Below are 20,347 nucleotides of genomic sequence, written 5' to 3'. Positions count from 1 at the left end.
GGGGGGGGGCATTACACCACCTCCTAATTAGAGAAGGTCAAATGCAATTAGATAACATAATTAAAAAATTTCAATCTCAAAATATACTTCTTTTGCAAGGTCCTGTGGGACCATTTTTCTATTCTTTATCAAAAAAACTTAAAGAGCAAGATTGCAAAGTTTATAAGATTAATTTTAATGGGGGAGATTTTTTATTTTATCCATTTAATGCCTTAACCTATCGTAAAAGCTTCGAAGCTTTTCCTGAATTTTTAGAAAAAATTATTAAAAAATACGCAATTGAATGCATTATTTTATTTAATGATTGTCGCCCTATTCACAAAATATCCCTTGACCTTGCTAAAATTTTACAAATCCCATGCTATGTGTTTGAAGAGGGCTATATCCGTCCAGATTTCATTACTTTTGAAAAAAGCGGGGTTAATGCTTACTCTAAAATTCCAAAAAGTAAAAATTTCTATCTTCAATATAAAGAACAAACTGCATTCCCGATAAAAAAAGTTCAACACTCTTTTAGGAATATGGCTTGGTTTAGCTTTTTATATTGGTTTGCTTCCTTTTGTCTTAGCCAGTATTTTAACAACGCACTCCACCATAGAAGTCTTAGTCCCAAAGAAATGTTTCCTTGGTTTTTATCACTTTTTAGAAAATGGCTTTATATTTGGAGTGAAAAAAACAACAATGCACTTATCCTAGCTTCAAAGAAAAAATACTTTGTTGCCATTTTGCAAGTCCATAATGATACGCAAATTAAGAATCACTTCAGCGGAAGAAGGATTGAAAACTTTATTAAAAATACCATTAAATCTTTTGCTAAAAACTCTAAACCCAAACACTTTTTAGTTATCAAGCATCATCCTATGGATAGAGGGTATCGTAACTATAAAAACTTTATCAAAAGACAAACGAAAAAATATAATATTACCCATCGCGTTATTTACATCCATGATTCCCACTTACCAACTCTTCTCCATAATGCTTTAGGTTGCATTGTTATTAATAGCACAACAGGTTTATCTGCCCTTTTGCATAATTGCCCTACTAAAGTTTGCGGAAATGCCTTTTATGATATTGACGAATTAACTTTTCAAGAAAGTTTAGATAAGTTTTGGAAAGCCACTAAAAAGTATAAAATCAATTTGCAACTTTACAAGAAATTTAGAAGCTATCTTATTGACAATACGCAAATCAATGGAAGTTTTTATGGAAAACTCTCAAATTAAGCTTTTCTCCCATAAATAAGCGCTTTCACAAATAATTTCTAAATTAGCGTATTGGGGTCTCCATTGTGTAGATGATAAAATCTTCTTATTATCACTCACTAAAACTGCAGGATCTCCTGCTCTCCTTGGTTGAATCCTCACAATAAAATCTAGCCCACTAACAGCTTTTACGCACTCTATCACCTCTTTAACACTAAAGCCTTTTCCATATCCTACATTATAAATCTGTGAGAGTGAAGTTTGTTCTAATGTTTTTAAAGCCTCAAAATGTGCATTAGCTAAATCATCAATATGAATATAATCACGGATACAAGTTCCATCATAGGTAGGATAATCATCCCCAAAGATTCCCATCTCTTTGCGTTTTCCCACTGCACACTCACACGCAATCTTGATAAGATGCGTAGCATCTTTCGTCCTTTGTCCTAATTTAGGACTATCCATTAAAGCACCCGCAACATTAAAATAACGCAAAATAACACTTCTAAACTCTGATGAAGCCACCTCAAAATGCGATAAAATCTTCTCCACCATAAGTTTAGATTCCCCATAAGCATTGATAGGATCCATTATAGCATTCTCTCTTATACAATCTTTTTCCACCGGCTCCCCATAAACTGCAGCCGTAGAACTAAAAATAAATTGATGAATATTAAATTTTTGCATAGCCTCTAAAAGGATTAAAGTATTAGCGACATTATTATGAAAATATAACAAAGGCTTTTGCACAGATTCTGAAACAATCAAGCTCCCCGCAAAATGAATAACTGCCTTACAAGAATATTGCTTAAAAATACTCTCTAATAACACCCTATCACCAAAATTACCTTGTATAAATTCTACCCTATTAGGAAAACTCTGCTGTAAAAAGAAAATATTTTCTATAAAACCGGTGCTTAAATTATCCAAAATAATAATTTTACAATCGCAACTCCGCAAAAAAGCATAGGCTGTATGCGACCCAATATAACCAGCAGCACCTGTAAATAAATAAACTTTCATCTTTAATCCCTATAATTGCTTGCCTATAGTTTGTTGGTTTAGACCTTTATGCAAGATTAGATCAATGACAGGTTGCTCCCTTTGATTAGCACGTTTGCAATGATTTTTTTGAAATAAATCAGTGATTTGTATAACAATCTTTGCCCACTTTTTCTCCCTCTCTCTCCATGCATGAGAAGAAATAGATTCCCAAGCGTATCCATTAAATAATGTTGCATTCACAAAATGGTCTAAAGCTCTCACCCCTTGCCGCACACGACTAACTTTGCCAAAAATCCCTACGATGACAATAAATAAATAACCTATAATCATCAAAGGGACGAGAATGCAAAGTAAAAGAGTTCCTGCTAATTTTTCTTTCATTGTCTATTTATTTTCTCTTTGTGAATTTAATATACATTCCATTATTAGAACGAATTGTCAAACGACCTACAATATCTGGAACGAAATTTTCTCGCAATTCTATCTTATAAGTCCTTAAAATATTCGCTAAAATCAACACCGCTTCTTGCATAGCAAAGCCCTGTCCTATACAAACCCTCTCACCCATACCAAAAGGAATATAAGTATCTTTTATAATCCCTTGCTTTTCTTCAAATCTTGTAGGATCAAACTCATGGGGATTCTTCCAATAATCACTATGCCTCTGTATAAGCCAAGGAGCCACCACCACACCCGATCCTTCTTTAACAAGTTTATTTCTAATTTTTGTTTTTTTTACAGCAGTGCGGGCAAAAAACCCAACAGGAGGGTAGAGTCTCAAAGATTCCTTAAAAACATTCGTTAAATATTTCATCTTTCTTAAATGTTGTAAGCTAAATTCTTCCTCTTTAGCAATCGCACAAATCTCTTTATAGACAATCTCTTGTTCTTTTGGGGCTATACTTAAAATATAAAGTGTCCAACTCAAAGCACTTGCACTTGTCTCATGACCTGCTAAAAAAAGCATAGCCACTTGATCTAAAATTTCTTCAAAGGTAAATCTTTGATTGCTCTGTTTATCTACTACTTCTAGCAAGGAAGACAAAATATCCTCATATTCCCCTCTTTCTCCTCTTTGAATCTCTTCATAACGAGGCTTAATAATATCACTTAAGGCTTTGCGGATAACTTCTCCAGCTCTCATTCTTTTTTTATCACCAAGCAAATAACATAACCACTTAGGGAAACAAAACATTTTCCAAATAGCCGTATGAACGCTCTCTTCTTGAAAAATCGCAAAAGCCTCTAAGACTTCTTTACCTTTTAGAGAATCGAGTTTTTTAGACATAATCGTTCTAAAAATTACATCAGCGGTTACAAAAGTCATCATTTCATCAATCTCAATAACGCTATTATTAGGATATTGATAAATTTTTTGCATCATCTCATCAACAGCCTCTTTCATTAAACCAAATACTTTTGTGATTCTTGCTTGTTCAAAAGATGGACGCAAAAGCTCTCTTTGCCTCTCCCATAACTCCCCATTGGTTGTAAAAATACTCTCCCCCAAAAGTGGGCTTAGTAATTCGTGTAATAAATCACTTTTAGGAAAATCTCTTACCTCATCAACCATTATCCTTCTAATATCTTGGGGGTGATTAGCAATATATAAATCAAATCCGGGCATTTTAACCCTCCCAGATTTCATTGTATAGCTTTTCTCATATAGTCCATCAAGCCAAGATCTCCTTTTAAGAAAAAATGTGGTCCATAAAGTCGCTTTATTTTTATGAGGTTTTGGGAAAAATGGACATTCATTCATTCTTGTTCCTCAAAAGTTTAGCCTCTAAAGTATCAGCCCCACCAATAAAATTAAAATAATCATAGACTCCTAGTATCTCCGTAGCATAAAGATACAAAAAATGTGCTAAATATCTATTTTTACGAATCTTTTTATAGCTTTTGGGAGTAAAAAGTTTATGGAATCTAGCAGAGAGATAAATGGGGGGAAACTTCGCCTCAATCTTGGAAATTTTTACAAAATCTACAAGAGAAAAACAAGCACCATCAATGGGTGAAGTAATATCAAACCACACAATAGGGGTATTTACCAAAAGCTCTAAATCTTCCCTAAAAGCTTGATAATTTTTTTGAAAACTTACCAAAGGAATACATTCTCCAAGCGTTAATAACTTAAACTTTTCTAAAGAAATACCTTCTTGATTAGCCATTGTAATAACTTTTGCAACTACATTAACAGCTAGGATTGTCCCTACACTATGGGCAGATAAAATAAGTTCATAATCCCTAATATTTTGATGTTCCTTGAATTTTTCATAAATCACTTTTGCAAAACTCTCATTTAAATAACCCATCTCCTCAATCTTATTTAAGGCATATTTTGCGCAAAAAACATATATATTTGAAAGCCAAAAAACTGCTATTTTCTTCCCCCCATAAATAATAAGCTTACTACAAACAAATATCATCACAATAACTATAAAAATTCCAACAAAAAGATTCCACTCCTTAAGGGTTAAAAATACAAAATAAGCCAAAACAAAAGCTATACTATACCCAAAAATAAAATACAAGATAGGATAAAGTCCAGCGACTAACTGCACTTTAGATTCTTTGACAAAAGTAACAAAAATCCCTGATAAAATATACATTTTTAAAAAATATATAAAATCTAAAATAAAATCTAAAAGATTCTTTGACCAATATTTTTTAACAATTGCATTCCACTCTAAAAAATAATAATAACTTAGTGCTTGCTGATGTGTAATTTTGCAAAAAGGGGATTGACTCTCACTAATACAAGAAGAAATCTCTAAATTAAGGTTATTAATAGCATTTTGCTTCAAAAGATTTTTTTTGAGTAACATATAATAATAACGATAACTTCGAGGATCATATCCCCCTATATAAAAAACATCTCGCAACATTCAACCAACTTTAATTTATAATATTAATTATATTAGATAATAACTAAAAAACACCTATCTTTTAAAAACTGGGTATTTACAATTCATACCTAATTTACTTTTCTTTTACAAATTTTATGCAAGAATCTAAAAAATTCTTTAAGGATATATATATGTGTGGAATCGTTGGTTATATAGGAAATTCTGAAAAAAAATCTATGCTTTTAAAGGGATTAAAAGAATTAGAATATCGCGGTTATGATTCTGCTGGAATTTCTATCTTATCAGAAGGGAATTTACAAACCTTTAAGGCGGTAGGAAAAATTAGTAATTTAGAGAGAAAATGCCACAACTTTACTTCTGAAGGTTTTGGGCTTGGCATAGGGCATACGCGTTGGGCAACACATGGAAAACCAACAGAAATAAATGCACATCCACATTTTGGGACTTTTAGTAATATTGTCCATAATGGGATTATTGAAAACTACCAAAGCCTTAAAGAATCTCTCCAAAAAGAAGGAAAGCATTTCATCTCCCAAACAGATACCGAAGTGATTGTGCATTTATTTGAATCCTATGTAGAAAAATCCCAAAACATTCTTGAAGCTTTCACAAAAACCATTCACAATCTCAAAGGTGCTTATGCCATCTTACTTATCACCCAAAAATCTGCAGATACTATTTATTATGCTAAAAATGGCTCACCCCTTATTATTGGTAAAAATAACAATGAAATCTTTTTTGCTTCTTCTGATGCACCTTTAATAGGGCTTGTTACAGAAGTAAGCTATCTACAAGATGGTGCAATAGGAGCTATGAATCTACAAAACTTTAAAAACCTAGAGAATATCCAACCCTTATTACAAGACAAATTAACCGCACAAAAAGATGGTTTTGCTTTTTTTATGGAAAAAGAGATTTATGAACAACACAGAGTTTTATTAGAAACAATGATAGGGAGAGTGCAAGAAGATTGCTTTATCTTAGAAGAGCTAAGGGCTATAGACTTACAATCCATTTCCTCTATTACCCTATGTGCTTGTGGAACAAGTTATCATTCTGCACTAGCTGGGAGCTATTTACTAGAAAAAATAGCAAAAATTAAAACTAAAGTCGAAATCGCTAGTGAATTTCGCTACAAAGAGCCTATTTTAAATAGTGGAGAATTATTTGTTGTTATTTCACAAAGTGGTGAAACTGCAGATACACTAGAAGCTTTAAAGCTGATTAAAAGACAAGGATTCCAAACCCTTAGTATTTGTAATGTCGATAATAGTAGCATTGTAAGAGAAAGTCATACAACAATCCTTACAAGAGCTGGGATTGAAAAGGGAGTTGCAAGCACTAAAGCCTTTTCAACACAAGTAATGGTTTTATGGATATTAGCAGGATTCTTGGCACAGATAAAAGGAATATTACCAAAAACTGAAGCTCAAAAAATCATTCAAAGTATGTTTAAAGCTACCCATTTAACCAAAGTTAATATTAAAATGCACGAACATATTAAACGTCTTACAAAGCGGTATTTGCACGGACATGGCTTCTTTTTTATCGGGAGAGACATTTTCTACCCTTTAGCCCTAGAGGGGGCGTTAAAGCTCAAAGAAATTAGCTATCTCCACGCGGAGGGCTATCCAAGTGGAGAGATGAAACACGGACCTATCGCCTTAGCAGATACACGATTATTTTGTGTAGCACTTATGCCACAAAACCTTTTATATGAGAAAATAAAAAGCAATGTGGAAGAACTTAGTGCTAGAGATGCGACAATTTGTGCTGTTACTTCTGAATATTATGAAGGGAGTGATGATTGGATTAAAACCTCCCAAGCACAAACTTATATGGAAGAATTTTTTGAAATGATGGTAGCATTACAGCTTTTTGCACTAGAAGTTTCTTCGAGATTGGGCAATGATGTAGATATGCCTAGAAATTTAGCCAAAAGCGTAACTGTGGAGTAAAAATCTACTTAGAATTTATTTTCTTAGCTCTTGCATAAATACTCCCTATAAAAAAGCAAAATGAAAGTTTTAACATGTGCTTTTACTCACTCAAAGAAGCTACTAAACTTCTATAAATTTTAAAACCCTAAAGAACAACCACAAAATAAGAGAATAGATTAAAAGTAGCGTAAGCCTAATGAGGGTTAAATCCTTATTCACTAACTTTTCCACTTTATTTCAAAGTGTTTTGATTTAAAAAGAAGCTTTATCAAAAATGATTGTATTTTTCAACTACAAAATAACAATTATTAAAAACTTGCTTATATTTTATAAAATAGAGCTATAAATAAAGAAATTTATTTTTGATTATTGATAGGTATAGCCTAAAGAAAAGCATTCAAGAATGCAAATCTCCTTAATGATTTTAATCCATTTGGTTACGCAAAAAAGTTGGGACGTCCAACATTTCTTCTCCTATAAAATCTGCCCCACTGACTTTTTTCTTTACCATATCCACTTGATTAATCTTTTGACTCATATCTTTGGGACTTACAAGCTTAAGAGGTGCTGCGTCAATTTCTGCAGAAATATTTTGGAGGGCTTCTTTTTCAAATCCAGTAGCTATAATGGTAACTCTAACTTTATCACGTTCTATACTTTCATCAGTTGTCGTTCCAAAAATAACTTCTGCTTCTGGATCAGTATTTTCGTAAATTATCTCCATTGCATTTTGCATCTCATAAATTGGATAATCCGGATTAAAATAAAAATGTATTAATACCCCTTTTGCTCCATTAATAGACATATTATCAAAAAGTGGGGATTCAATAGCAATTTTAATCGCCTCCCTAGCAGCATCTGCTCCACTTGCTTCCCCAATACCCATTAATGCCAATCCTTTATGATTCATCACGGTTTTGACATCGGCAAAATCCACATTAATATCCCCTGCACTATGAGAAAGAATTACTCCACTCATACCATTTACAGCACGCACTAGCACATCATCGACAATCCTAAAACTATCTTTCAATCCAAGATTTTTATCAACAATAGAAAGAAGTTTATCATTAGGAATCACAACAATAGAATCACTCTCTGCCTTAAGTTCTTTATACCCATCTTCAGCTAATCTTGCCCTCTGTCTCCCTTCCCACTTGAAAGGCTTAGTAACAATAGAAACCGTTAATGCACCAGCTTCTTTAGCTGCTTTAGCAATAATAGGTGCTGCACCTGTGCCTGTTCCTCCACCAAGTCCAGCAGAAATAAAAACAATATCTGTACCTTCTAAAAAGATCTTTAAATCCTCATAACTCTCTAAAGCAGCATCCTTTCCTACTTGAGGTTTCATTCCAGCACCTAAACCTTTAGTCAATTTCGCACCAAGTTGAATTCTAATAGGAGCATTAGATGTGCTAATGGCTTGGGCATCAGTATTTGCAACAGCCAATTCAATTCCATCATAAGTTCCTGTGTTAATTAAATGTGCTACCATATTGCTACCACCACCACCAACACCAATTACCTTAATTTTAGCACTAAAGTCATTAGGATTAACTTCTTGAATCTCTATCATATCTACTCCTTCTTAAAATCTCAAAACATTTGGGTTAATCTCTGCCATACTTGGGAAAAGAGATTATTATTCCTAACTTGTATTTTTTTAATTTCTGTAATTTTAGACAAATCCTGCTTAATATCTGTAGCACTTTTAGAAACGCTATTAACCGCCACTGTCGCTCCCATCTTCTCATGAAGAGGATTAAGTGTTGAAGCAGAAGCCATAGGCGTCTTATTAAATGGTGTTAATTCTTCAGCTGCTTTATCACTTTTATAACGTATTTTCTTCTCTGAATCAATCTCATAATTTGTATATTTTCCAGAAGCATAGAGGATTAATCCAATGGCTGTTGCAAACTCTGGACCTTTAAGATTATCAAACAAGCCTTCAATTTCTAAAGGTTTAGCAAGACGAACAGGAATGCCAAATAATGAAGATGCTAATTCTCTTAAACCTTCTAAATGAGTCATTCCACCGGTTAAAACAATACCACCTCCCAATTGTTCTTTAAGCCCACTTTGTTCAAAATTTTTAAGAAGAATAATTAAAGTTTCTTCCACCCTTGCATAAATAACATCATTAACTAATTCTAAAGAAACTTGATGGGTTGCTCCATCATCCCCGCCAATTACAGGAATTTCTATAACATTTTCTAAATCTTCTTGCTTTTTATAAACTTTCCCATATTCTATCTTTACTTTTTCAGCAATAGTTTGGGGGGTATGGAGTGCCATCGCCAAATCATTAGTAATATGATTAGAACCAACGCCTAAAAAATCATTATACCGCATAGAGTTTCCGGCATGTATCATCAACTCACAAGTGCTTCCACCCATATCAATACAAGCAACTCCAAGCTCTTTTTCGTCTTCACTTAAAACAGCTATTGAGGAAGCATAAGCAGATAAAACAATATTTTCAATTTCAACCCCAGCAGCTTTGACTGCTTTGCGTAAATTTCCTAAACTTGACTTTTGCACTGTTACAATCCTAACAAAAACCTCTAAACGACCACCTGTCATCCCCATTGGATCATCAATAAAATCTTGATCATCAAGTTTGAAATTATAAGGCAAAATATGAATAACCTCATATTCACTAGGGATTGAAGCATTGTAAAGTGCAGTTTGTATAACGCGATTTATTTCCTTAATTCCAATCTCATTATTAGGAATATTCACAATACCTGAACTATTAACACTTCTAGTATAAACTCCAGAAATAGAAATAACAGCTTTATCAATAGTTGTGCCAGCTACCCTTTTAGCATCATTAACAGCATTTTTTATAGCACGACTAGCTTGTTCGATATTGGTAATAGAACCCTTTTTTAGACCTTGAGATTTATGACAACCTGTGCCAATAATGTGCGGTACATTGTCTTTAGAAGTGGCGATAATTGCACAAATTTTTGTTGAGCCAATATCAATACCTAAGATGGTCTGTTCCAAGAGTATTCCTTTATAATGCTATTCCATTTTAATTCTTAGAGTTTCTAACAACTTTATAAATCTTTGATAAATACTCTAAAAATTCTGATTCAACCAATCTTCCTTTGACTTGAATGCCATTTTGGATAAGAAATTCCAAATTATGCGAAATTATATCAGATTTTTTAACTCTTTGTCGTAAAATTTGATACAAAACTGCTTTATTTGTTAGCAGAATGTATCCTTTTTCTTTTTTTACACTCAAGAGTTGATTAATAAAATCTCTACTTTCATTTTTATCTAACCCCTTAAATACTTCTGTGGTATCCTTATTCACATAACCAACATCAATCCCCTTAAAATTTACCAATTCCTTTTTTGCATTTTCTTCTAAAATTTTTGCTTTTTCAAAACTCACATAATCCTCTCTAGCATCATTTTTAGCCTCTTCATAAGTTTTTGATTGACTAGGGATAATCTTAAGCACCTCTGCGGTGATATAAGAATCATTAACTTTAATGGGTTTAAGCGTTTCCTTTTCATTAGCTTGGCTTAAAAGACTTATAAACTCAACACCATAACGATTATCCCCCTCATAAACAATAGAATTTTTTGCCTTTTGATTTTCACCTTTACGCAAACTAATATATTCTTTTAACGCTTCCTTTTGAGCTTGTGAATCCTTATAATCTTCAATCACTCTATTCTTTACTTCTAAAAAAGGCAAAACCTGCCCTTCCTCATTAAGAAATTGATTCTTAAAATCTTCATAATATTTTTTAATATCCTCTTCATTATAATTTATATCTTTAACATTAACACTTACACTAGAAATTTCATAACCTCTCTGTGTCTGATAAATATCTTGATTTTCTTCCCAATATTTTTTAATATCCTCTTCTTTTGCAACAAATTTAATATCCTCTTTATCCAATACTTTAATTTGCACCCAATCTTCAACAAAATAAGCTGCCTTTAACATATCTTCTTCTAAGGGAGTAAGGGGCATATCTAAAAGTGCATTGAGTTTTTGGAGCAATAAACTCTCTTGGACACTTTCTTCAAAGTCCTTAGGTCTTAAATGATTCTCTTCTAAAGTATTTTTATAAAGCCCCTCATCAAAAACTTCATTATTTTTAAAAACCTCCATATTAGTAATCTCTTTTATTATCTCTTCCTTACTTACTCTAAGTCCTAAATCGTGAGCATAATTTAACATAAGTGCATTGATAATAAGGTTATTAAGGGCTTGTTCTTCAATTCCCATTTTTTTTGCTTGTTCTTCATCAAGCTCCCCACCCATTAATTGATTATAAATGCTATAAAGCCTTCCATATTCTCTTTGCATTTTTTCAAAGCTAATTTTTGTATCACCCACAATAGCTACAGCATTATTCGTTAAAGAGAAATTATAATTCCCCCAACCAACAAAACCAGCACCTATAAAGGCTATCGTGCTAACCCAAACAGTGATAATAAAATATTTTTTATGTTTTTGCATAAAACCAATCATAGAAAACCTTACTCATAAATTTTGCAATTCTAAGTTAAAAATATTTAAAAGTGGTTAAATTTCGAGTATTTAACCCTTAAAAAGTGATGAGAGAATATCTAAATTATTTTTTGTGTTTTCTTGTTCTTTATTATTGTTTTCTAAATTCTCATTAGTATTTTCTGCTTCCTTTAGCTCTATCTCATAGCCTGTAAGCATAGAAGCTAAACGAATATTAATACCATTCTTACCAATTGCTTTTGGTTTTTGATCGCTTGAGATGGTTACAATTGCTTTTTTGTCCTCAAGAACCACGCTGATAACTAATGCCGGAGACAATGCCCTTGCTATATAAATTTCTGGCTGGGAAGAATATTCAATGCAATCAATGCTCTCATTTTTTAACTCTTTAGAAACAGCATTAATTCTCACACCTTTAACACCTACAGTCGCACCTACAGGATCTATTTTTGCTAGAACACTCTTTAGTGCAACCTTTGCTCTCTCACCAGGTATTCTAGCACAATTGACAATTTCAACATCACCATCTTTAATCTCTGGAACTTCTAATTTTAGAAGCTCTTCTAACATCTTAGGGGTAGTTCTACTAAGCTCAATAACAATCCCATTTTGCCTATCAATATTAATATGACGCAAAATAGCACTCACAACTTGCCCTACATTAAACTCTTCCCCTTTAATGCGATTCTTTTTAGGCAAAATTACACGAATCTCATCAATTTCTATATAAGTATTCCCAAGATTATCTATCCTTACAACACTTCCACTAACTATTTTTCCTAACTGGGCTTTGTATTTATCAAAAAGTTGGGTTTCTATAAGCCGTTGAATCTTATATTCTAACTCCCTAAAAAGTGCATTAATAGCACTCCTGCTCATATCTTCTAAACTTAATTCATAACGTAATTCATCACCAACTTTAATCTCACTATCGTGCTTTTTAGCCTCTAAAAGCGTAATAAAATTGTTTTTATCTTCTTTTACCTCATCATCATCAGCACATACACTTATAACTTGATAGAGATGAAGGGTTTTATTTTTTTTATCAATTTCAGCATCATAATGGATATTTGAATCTAAAGTTTGTTTTGCTACTTTAATAATAGATTCTTTAACCGCTAATGAAACGCTCTCTATGGATAACCCCTTTTCATAAGCAATACCCTCAATAATATCTAATATCCTTTCCAAATCTTTCCTTTTCTTAACCAAAAATATAAATTTTTAAGTTCCTTAAAAAGCAAAGATTCTAGCTTAAATTTTCTTTATAAGTGCTTTATTAAACTCTTAAAAGGACAAATATTATTCTTTAAGCAAATAGAATATATAATTAGCCATTTTCTCTAAAAATTTTAAGGAAAACTTATGGATATTAAATTAGCACGAGAACATATTAATCAAAAACCTGTAAAAATAGCTATCAAAAAATTAGAAGAAATGTTAGAAGCCAAAAAAACCGATATTTTTTATTGCGATAAAGAAAACTCTCATAAAGAAATTACAAATTTAATAGAATATTTTGCAAAAAAGGGAAAACACGCTTATTGTAGGGAAGTTCGTTATGGATTAGATGAAGGCGATTATATGTATGAAATACATATTATGTAAAGATTGACTCTTGAATAAAAAACTTTATATTCAAACTTTAGGTTGTGCCATGAATGAACGCGATAGTCAGCATATCATCGCAGAGCTAGAAGAAAAAGAAAATTATCAAATTACAACCAACCCACAAGAAGCTGATTTGATTTTAATTAATACTTGCAGTGTTAGAGAAAAGCCTGAAAAAAAATTATTTTCAGAAATTGGACAATATGCAAAGATAAAAAAAAATGATGCCAAGATAGGCATATGTGGTTGCACAGCAAGCCATTTAGGTGAGAGTATTTTAAAACGTTCCAAAGCTGTTGATTTTGTCTTAGGGGCTAGGAATGTCTCTAAAATCTCCCAAATTATTCACCAAAAACGCGTTGCTTGGGTGGATATTGATTATGATGATAGCTCCTATATTTTCAGTTCTAAACAAAATTCAATCCTTAAAGGAATGATTAATATCTCTATTGGTTGTGATAAAAAATGCACTTATTGCATCGTTCCACACACGAGAGGCAATGAAATATCCATTCCTGCCCATTTAATCATCAACGAAGCCAAACGTTTAGCTAATCAAGGCACTAAAGAAATATTGCTATTAGGACAAAATGTCAATAACTATGGCAAAAGATTTAGTATCCCCCATCGAAAAATTAATTTTACGCAACTTCTTTATGAAATCTCCCAAATTGATGGCATACAAAGAATCCGCTTTACTTCTCCCCACCCTCTGCATATGGATGATGAATTTATCGAGGAATTTGCGCATAATCCGAAACTTTGTAAAGCTATTCATATGCCCTTACAAAGTGGCTCAACAAAAATACTACAGAAAATGAAAAGAGGATATACAAAAGAATGGTTTTTAAACCGCGTAGAAAAAATGTATTCTCTTATCCCCCATCTAAGCATTAGCACAGATATTATTGTCGGATTCCCTACAGAGAGTGAAGAGGATTTTTTAGATACTTTAGATGTATTAGAAAAGGTGCAGTTTGACACACTCTATAGCTTTATTTACTCCTCCCGCCCACATACAGAAGCTGCTAAATGGATTGAAAATAAAGAAGTTGGAGAAATTGATGAAGAAGAAGCTAAAAGGCGTCTTATTCTCCTAAAAGATAAGCATAGAGATATTCTCACTCAAAATAACCAAAAAGAACTTAATAATATACATTTTATTCTTTTTGAAAGCTATGATGAACAAAATAAACTCTTAGAAGGAAGGAGTGATACTAATAAACTCATTAGGGTAAAAGCAGGAAGAAATCTTGTAGGAGAAATTTGCAAAGTTAAAATTTCTGAAATCAAAGGTGCCCAACTCATAGGTGAATTAATGTAATTATGAAAATTACTAGGAAAAAACTACAAAAAATACTTCTTCAAAAAATATTCCTTTATGGAATTCCTTTTTTTTCTTTTATTGCTGTTAGAATACTTGCATTTGTATGCCGCTTTGAATACAAAATATCTTCACAAACCTTAGACTTTATTAAAGCTAATCAAACTTTTATTGTCGCATTTTGGCACGGGGAATTATTTATGCAACCCATAGCCTTAAGGCATTTTTATAAAAATAGGAGAGTTTATGTATTAATTAGCCAACACTTTGATGGAGAAATCATTAGCTGTTTAATTAAGTTTTTTAAAATCTATTCTATTCGTGGTTCTAGCTCCAAAGGTGCAATAAAGGCTTTATTAAAAGCTATTAAAAAACTACAACAACAAGACTTAGTTGCTATCACACCTGATGGTCCAAGAGGTCCTTATCATAGTATAGCAGATGGTATCGTATTGCTATCCCAAAAATCTAATAAACCTATTATTATCTCTCGCCTTTATTATCACAATGCTTGGGAATTTAAAAGTTGGGATCATTTTAAGATTCCAAAACCCTTTAGCAAAATAACTTGCGTCATTAAAGAACCTTTCTTATTAGAAAATTTCTCCTTAGAGAAAGCAAAAGAATATATCAAATCCAAAATGGAAGAAGATAGATTTTGAAAATATTACTTATTGGGCTCATAATTAGTATAGTAGGGTATTTTTTCCTCTCTCCCTCTTACACTTTAAGCCGAAAAGCCCAAAAAGCTTATGAACAACAAGACTTTCAAAAAGCCTATGAATTCTCCGCACAAGCTTTAAAGAAAGATAGGTATAACAAATCTGCTTTTCAAATCCATAACCAATCTAAACAAAGAATCAATATCCAAAACTTCCTAGAAAGAGCAAAAAAGGACTTTGAAGATGCGCTAACAATTCTTAAAAAGTCAAAACTTAGCCCCCAAGAATTCTTAGAGCTTCAATGGATTTATGATGATTTTTTAGCACATTATAATAATTTATTCTTTACCAACAAGCCCACAGAACAAGAAAAAAAAGCGATAGAAGAATATTTTAATTGGTTTAAACAATTAAAAAATAAACTCTTAGAAGCTAAAGAAAAAATGAACTTAGCTAAAGATTCCCAATCCCTTCAAATATTAAAATAATTCTTATAAATTTTAAATTTCTAAAACCCAACAATTTTAAACTTATCTTTAAATTTCATTGAAAACTTTGTAATTTTTAGATAAAATTAAAAAATAATTCAGCAAGATACATACACAAACACAACAAAATATTTAAGGCTTTTAGATGAAGTTCTTTTCTTTATTTTTATTACTGCTTAATTTTAGTTTTGCACAATTTGATACCATTACTTACAACACAAAGAGCGAAGAAATTTTAAAAACTTTTGATATAGAACCAGATTTTTTAAATGATGAATATTTTATTAATGTTAAAAATAATTTTCTAACTGATATGCGTCAAGAACGTTTATTAGAAAAATTTCAAAAAGGCTATAACTTTATTCCCACACTTAAAGAAATGTTCCTTAAAGAAAATATTCCTCAAGAATTTTTATATCTAGCAATGATTGAATCAGAATTTTCACTTTCAGCAAAATCCAGCAAACAAGCTGTTGGGATGTGGCAATTTATTCCAACAACTGCAAGATCCTTAGGATTAGAGATTAATACACAAATTGATGAACGTAAAGACCCTATTAAATCCACACAAGCAGCTATAATCTACCTTAAAACATTGAAGCAAAACTTTGGAAAATGGTATCTAGCCGCCATAGCTTATAATTGTGGTGAAGGAAGGCTAAGAAGAGCCATAGCGACAGCAGGTAGCGACTCCTTAGCCATTTTACTAGATCCCAATGCAAAATACATTCCTCTTGAAAGCCGTATGTATATTCGCAAAATCCTTTCAGTATCATTATTATTTCACAATATAAATACGCTAAAAACTAAGGATTATGATTACTTTTTAAATCGCGGTGCTACTTCCATTTTAACTTCTATTGAAGTCCCTCCAGCAACACCTCTTAGCCAAATTGCTAATCAAGCTGGATTAAGCCTTAAAGAATTAAAACAATATAATCCTCATTTCAAAAAAAACTTCACTCCAACAAAAGCAAAAACTTACACGATTCATTTCCCCTATAAATTCCTAGCATCCTATAAAGAAAAAAGTGCCAATCAACAAATGCCATTATCTTTTCTCATTCATCGTGTTAATAAAGGAGATACTATTTCATCCATTGCCAAACGTTATGGGGTATCTTTAAAAACTATTACACAATACAACACCATTAAGAACGCTAATTCTCTGTCTATTAATCAAGAAATTATCATTCCCATAAACAAAGGATAAGATATAATGAATAAACCCCATTACTTTTTATTTGTTTTCATTAGTGTTATCTTTATAAGTTGCAGCTATAAAAGCACCTCTTACACTCCTGGAATAACTCCACCCAATTATGGTTCTATGAATAATAGCCATCAAGTACATAAAGCCACTATGCGCCCCTATCAGATTAATGGGAAGTGGTATTATCCTACCACAGTAGCCTTAGGAGAGAGTTATGATGGAATTGCAAGTTGGTATGGACCCAATTTTCACGGCAAAAAAACCTCTAATGGGGAAACCTATAGTATGTATGCCCACACAGCAGCACATAAAACTTTGCCTATGAATACCATTGTTCGTGTAACCAACAAAGAAAATGGCAAATCAACTATCGTTAGAATTAATGATAGGGGTCCTTTTGTAGCAGGTAGAATCATTGATTTATCCAATAGTGCTGCAAAAGATATTGATATGGTAAAAAAAGGCACAGCAAGAGTTAAAGTTGAAGTTATCGGATTTAATGGTGCTATTTCTAATTCTATACCTTTAACTAAAAATGTGTTAGCCCAAAGTGAATACAAAGTAGCTCAAACACAAACAAGTATGCAACTCTCAAAATTTCTCGTCCAAATTGGTGCTTTTAGAAACAAAGAAGGTGCTATACGATTCCAACGCACACACGCTTCATCACACGGATATAAAGCTATCATTAAAGAATATATGCTAGATGGAACACCAATTTATAGAGTAATGCTAAGTGGATTCCAAAGTGAAAATGAAGCTAGAGACTTCATTGCGTCTCAAAAAATTAGTGGTGCATTTATCACAACGGAGTAAAAATGGAATCTTTAACAAGAACAACAAAAGAAACAAATATCACGGCAAAACTTGATATTTATGGTAAAGGGGAAGCAAATATACAAACAGGTATAGGTTTTTTTGATCATATGCTCCACTCTCTTTGCAAACACGCTAGGTGGAATCTAGAGTTATGTTGCAAAGGGGATTTACATATTGACTTCCACCATAGTGTAGAAGACTGCGGCATTGTCATAGGACAACTACTCAAACAATCCCTTTTCCCTATCCAAAAGATAGAGCGGTTTGGGAATGCCTCTGTTGTAATGGATGAAGCTTGTGTAGAATGCGATTTAGATATTAGTAACCGACCATTTTTAGTCTTTGAATTAGATATTAAAGGAAAAGTTGGGGATTTTGATTGTGAATTAATAGAAGAATTTTTTCGTGCTCTAATTTTCAATGCAGGCATCTCAACACACATTATTCAAAAACGTGGTAAAAATAATCATCACTTAATAGAAGCTGCCTTTAAAGCCTTTGCTGTAGCAATCCGCAGAGCTTCTTTTAAGGATGAAAACATAGAGATTCCAAGCACTAAGGGAATTTTATGATAAAACTTGTTGTTTTAGATGTTGATGGAACATTAAGTGATGGAAAAATCACCTATACTAGCAATAATGAGGAAATTAAATCCTTTAATGTCAAAGATGGTCTAGGAATTGCAACTTGGCTACAATTAGGTAGAAAAGTAGCTATTATCACAGGGAGAAATTCTAAAATTGTAGAAAATCGTGCTAAAGAACTTCAAATCACTTATTTAAAACAAGGTATTCATAATAAGGCAAAAGCCTTAAAAGAAATTTTAGATCACTCTAATATTTCTAGTGATGAAGTCGCTGTAATAGGAGATGATATTAATGATTTGAGTATGATAAGAGCTGTAAAGTATTCATTTGCACCTAAAGATTGTGCAAAACCCCTTAAAAAAGAAGTTTATAAAGTTCTTAAAAAAAGAGGTGGAGAAGGAGCGGTTAGAGAAATGATTGATTATTTAATCAAAAAAGAAAAACTAAAAAAGCAGTTTTATGAAATCTTTATCTAATCATCAGCAACTCCAAAGATTTCTAATTGCATCACATTTTACAAGAGGGAATCTTGTCATTTATTTTTTTCTTATTTTAAGTCTTTTTAGTATTCTTATGGTGGGTGTTTTAGGTATTGACAAAGAAAATAAAACCTTGTTTCCTCAAGAAGCTATTGTACGTTTTGAAATTTTTGATTTTAATTATTACAAAATATCCCCTTTAGGGGTTGAAATTTTTGCTTATGGAAAAATTGGAAGAGAAAATAAAAAACAAGAAAATGAATTGGAAGATTTTAATATCAATCATTATCTTTTTGACACCCACACTCAAGAAACTTTGCATTCCCACTTTGCCCTCTACGATAATAATACTATCAACTTTCCTCAAGGGGTTTATTATATCCGTAACGACACGCAATTTTGGAGCCAGAGAGCAACTTATACTCCCTCTTTAAAAGAACTTTTAGGGAATGGGGATTTTATCATTGCCTCTAATACTTACCGCATTAAAGGTAAAAATATTACCTATAAAGATAATAAAATCTCTGCAAATACCATAAAAGGTATCTTAATAACGGATAAAGAATGAAAAATCTAATATTTTTGCTATTAATAATAATGCTTTTGCATAAGAATGGATTTGCTGATGAAATTGAAGTAAGTGCTCAAGAATTTATGGGTGATGAGAAAAAGAAAATCACCCATTTAAAAGGGAATGTAGATATTAAACGCAAAGGTGATAGACTACAATCTAGTCAAGCTTATATTTATTTTGATAACAAAAATAAGCCCAATAAAATGCAAGCAGTGGGTAATGTTCAATTTTGGCTCACTTTAGAAAATAATCGCAAAATAGAAGGAACTTGCAATGAAGTAGTCTATCTACCTAATATTGAAGAATACCAACTATTAGGCAATGTTATCGTTAAAGAACCTGCACAAAACAATGAAATAAAAGGGGATAAAATCATCATTCGCTATAAAGATGGCTATATTAATGTTATAGGTAATAACAATAAACCCGCTCGTTTAATCTTTAAACTTGACAAAGAACAACAATGATTCACTATCAACTACTACGAAGCTCTTTTGTTACTTCCGCACAGAATATCTTAGAATGTCCCTCACCCCTTTTTAGTGAAGTAGTATTCTTAGGAAGGAGCAATGTAGGAAAAAGCACCTTTATTAATCTCCTTTGCAACCAAAAAAATCTTGCAAAAAGCTCACAAACACCCGGCAAAACACAGCTTATTAATTTCTTTTTAACAGAATGGTTTAATCAAAATCAAGGAATCTTAAAATTCTATTTTGTGGATTTACCGGGATTTGGTTATGCAAAGGTTGCAAAAACCCAAAAAGAACTATGGAATAAAAACCTTATAGAGTTTTTACAACAACGTGATAACATTAAGCTTTTTGTCCATTTAATTGATAGCCGACATCCTTTTTTAGAAATTGATAAAAACTTGGTAAGCTTTATCACAAGATTTTTAAGAAAAGACCAAAAATTCCTACAAATTTTTACAAAATTTGATAAACTCAATGCTAATGAAAAAGCAAAACTCAAAAAAGCATTTACTACCGCAAAATTTAGCAGTAGCCTACAAAAAACAAATATAGTAGAGATTCGGGATTTTCTTATTCAAAACACTTTGGGGAAATAG

At 32.1% G+C, this 20,347-nt stretch carries 21 protein-coding genes; 13 read left to right on the top strand and 8 right to left on the bottom strand.

Features of this window, described 5'->3' with window-relative positions; translation table 11 throughout:
• Window positions 1-41: 41 nt before the first annotated feature.
• Window positions 42-1,223 (top strand): capsule polysaccharide modification protein KpsS, encoded by a 1,182-nt coding sequence (gene kpsS / locus CDV25_RS09375; protein ID WP_108911706.1) that lies wholly within the window; start codon window positions 42-44, stop codon window positions 1,221-1,223.
• Here the strand turns inward: kpsS and galE are convergent.
• Genes galE through CDV25_RS09355 form a run of 4 tightly spaced genes read right to left on the bottom strand, consistent with a single transcriptional unit; the run spans window position 1,215 to window position 5,095 of the window.
• Window positions 1,215-2,225, bottom strand: a complete 1,011-nt coding sequence (gene galE / locus CDV25_RS09370; RefSeq protein ID WP_108911705.1) for a UDP-glucose 4-epimerase GalE — start codon at window positions 2,223-2,225, stop codon at window positions 1,215-1,217. The genes kpsS and galE overlap by 9 nt on opposite strands.
• Window positions 2,226-2,234: 9 nt before the next feature.
• Window positions 2,235-2,588, bottom strand: a complete 354-nt coding sequence (locus CDV25_RS09365) for a hypothetical protein (protein WP_108911704.1) — start codon at window positions 2,586-2,588, stop codon at window positions 2,235-2,237.
• 7 nt (window positions 2,589-2,595) lie between these two features.
• Window positions 2,596-3,969 carry a cytochrome P450 gene (locus CDV25_RS09360; RefSeq protein ID WP_108911703.1) on the bottom strand — a complete coding sequence of 458 codons (1,374 nt, stop codon included), beginning with the start codon at window positions 3,967-3,969 and terminating at the stop codon, window positions 2,596-2,598.
• Entirely contained in the window at window positions 3,962-5,095 is a 1,134-nt protein-coding gene (locus tag CDV25_RS09355; protein WP_108911702.1) for a hypothetical protein, read from the bottom strand. Before CDV25_RS09355 ends, CDV25_RS09360 begins: the two co-directional genes overlap by 8 nt.
• Before the next feature lie 152 nt (window positions 5,096-5,247).
• Between CDV25_RS09355 and glmS the strand changes: the two genes are divergently transcribed.
• Window positions 5,248-7,035: a glutamine--fructose-6-phosphate transaminase (isomerizing) gene (glmS, locus tag CDV25_RS09350; RefSeq protein WP_108911701.1), complete on the top strand. Its 1,788-nt coding sequence runs from the start codon at window positions 5,248-5,250 to the stop codon at window positions 7,033-7,035.
• Between the two features lie 406 nt (window positions 7,036-7,441).
• Here glmS and ftsZ read toward each other — a convergent pair whose 3' ends face one another.
• The 4 genes from ftsZ to nusA form a co-directional block, all read right to left on the bottom strand.
• Window positions 7,442-8,593: a cell division protein FtsZ gene (ftsZ, locus tag CDV25_RS09345; RefSeq protein WP_034554380.1), complete on the bottom strand. Its 1,152-nt coding sequence runs from the start codon at window positions 8,591-8,593 to the stop codon at window positions 7,442-7,444.
• A 20-nt stretch (window positions 8,594-8,613) separates the two neighbouring features.
• Window positions 8,614-10,029, bottom strand: a complete 1,416-nt coding sequence (ftsA, locus tag CDV25_RS09340) for a cell division protein FtsA (protein WP_108911700.1) — start codon at window positions 10,027-10,029, stop codon at window positions 8,614-8,616.
• Between the two features lie 28 nt (window positions 10,030-10,057).
• A complete protein-coding gene (locus CDV25_RS09335; protein WP_108911699.1) occupies window positions 10,058-11,521 on the bottom strand; it encodes a peptidylprolyl isomerase in 1,464 nt (487 codons plus the stop codon).
• A gap of 69 nt (window positions 11,522-11,590) precedes the next feature.
• The gene (gene nusA, locus CDV25_RS09330; protein WP_108911698.1) at window positions 11,591-12,712 is read right to left on the bottom strand and encodes a transcription termination factor NusA; all 1,122 of its coding nucleotides are present in this window, start codon (window positions 12,710-12,712) and stop codon (window positions 11,591-11,593) included.
• Between the two features lie 174 nt (window positions 12,713-12,886).
• On the opposite strand from nusA, the gene CDV25_RS09325 reads away from it, so the two are divergent.
• The 11 genes from CDV25_RS09325 to yihA all read left to right on the top strand — a co-directional run bounded on the left by CDV25_RS09325 (window position 12,887) and on the right by yihA (window position 20,347).
• Window positions 12,887-13,129, top strand: a complete 243-nt coding sequence (locus tag CDV25_RS09325) for an HP0268 family nuclease (RefSeq protein ID WP_034554384.1) — start codon at window positions 12,887-12,889, stop codon at window positions 13,127-13,129.
• Between the two features lie 10 nt (window positions 13,130-13,139).
• Window positions 13,140-14,456: a tRNA (N6-isopentenyl adenosine(37)-C2)-methylthiotransferase MiaB gene (miaB, locus tag CDV25_RS09320; RefSeq protein ID WP_108911697.1), complete on the top strand. Its 1,317-nt coding sequence runs from the start codon at window positions 13,140-13,142 to the stop codon at window positions 14,454-14,456.
• A 2-nt stretch (window positions 14,457-14,458) separates the two neighbouring features.
• Window positions 14,459-15,118: a lysophospholipid acyltransferase family protein gene (locus CDV25_RS09315; protein WP_108911696.1), complete on the top strand. Its 660-nt coding sequence runs from the start codon at window positions 14,459-14,461 to the stop codon at window positions 15,116-15,118.
• Window positions 15,115-15,606 (top strand): hypothetical protein, encoded by a 492-nt coding sequence (locus tag CDV25_RS09310; protein ID WP_108911695.1) that lies wholly within the window; start codon window positions 15,115-15,117, stop codon window positions 15,604-15,606. Before CDV25_RS09315 ends, CDV25_RS09310 begins: the two co-directional genes overlap by 4 nt.
• A 145-nt stretch (window positions 15,607-15,751) precedes the next feature.
• A complete protein-coding gene (locus CDV25_RS09305) occupies window positions 15,752-16,819 on the top strand; it encodes a lytic transglycosylase domain-containing protein (RefSeq protein ID WP_108911694.1) in 1,068 nt (355 codons plus the stop codon).
• Between the two features lie 6 nt (window positions 16,820-16,825).
• Entirely contained in the window at window positions 16,826-17,635 is an 810-nt protein-coding gene (locus CDV25_RS09300) for a septal ring lytic transglycosylase RlpA family protein (protein ID WP_108911693.1), read from the top strand.
• Between the two features lie 2 nt (window positions 17,636-17,637).
• Window positions 17,638-18,210, top strand: coding sequence for an imidazoleglycerol-phosphate dehydratase HisB (hisB, locus tag CDV25_RS09295; RefSeq protein ID WP_034553348.1), 573 nt, complete (start codon window positions 17,638-17,640; stop codon window positions 18,208-18,210).
• Window positions 18,207-18,701 (top strand): KdsC family phosphatase, encoded by a 495-nt coding sequence (locus CDV25_RS09290; RefSeq protein WP_034553347.1) that lies wholly within the window; start codon window positions 18,207-18,209, stop codon window positions 18,699-18,701. Before hisB ends, CDV25_RS09290 begins: the two co-directional genes overlap by 4 nt.
• Complete coding sequence (locus tag CDV25_RS09285; protein WP_052087250.1) at window positions 18,685-19,272, top strand: hypothetical protein; 588 nt, start codon at window positions 18,685-18,687, stop codon at window positions 19,270-19,272. The genes CDV25_RS09290 and CDV25_RS09285 overlap by 17 nt, the downstream gene beginning before the upstream one ends.
• Window positions 19,269-19,745 carry an LptA/OstA family protein gene (locus tag CDV25_RS09280; RefSeq protein WP_034553346.1) on the top strand — a complete coding sequence of 159 codons (477 nt, stop codon included), beginning with the start codon at window positions 19,269-19,271 and terminating at the stop codon, window positions 19,743-19,745. The genes CDV25_RS09285 and CDV25_RS09280 overlap by 4 nt, the downstream gene beginning before the upstream one ends.
• Window positions 19,742-20,347 carry a ribosome biogenesis GTP-binding protein YihA/YsxC gene (gene yihA / locus CDV25_RS09275; RefSeq protein WP_034553344.1) on the top strand — a complete coding sequence of 202 codons (606 nt, stop codon included), beginning with the start codon at window positions 19,742-19,744 and terminating at the stop codon, window positions 20,345-20,347. The genes CDV25_RS09280 and yihA overlap by 4 nt, the downstream gene beginning before the upstream one ends.

This window comes from Helicobacter apodemus, assembly GCF_003097575.1.
GTDB lineage: Bacteria > Campylobacterota > Campylobacteria > Campylobacterales > Helicobacteraceae > Helicobacter_D > Helicobacter_D apodemus.
Note: the sequence above shows the minus strand (reverse complement) of the source record. Positions and strands in the feature narration are given on the sequence as shown.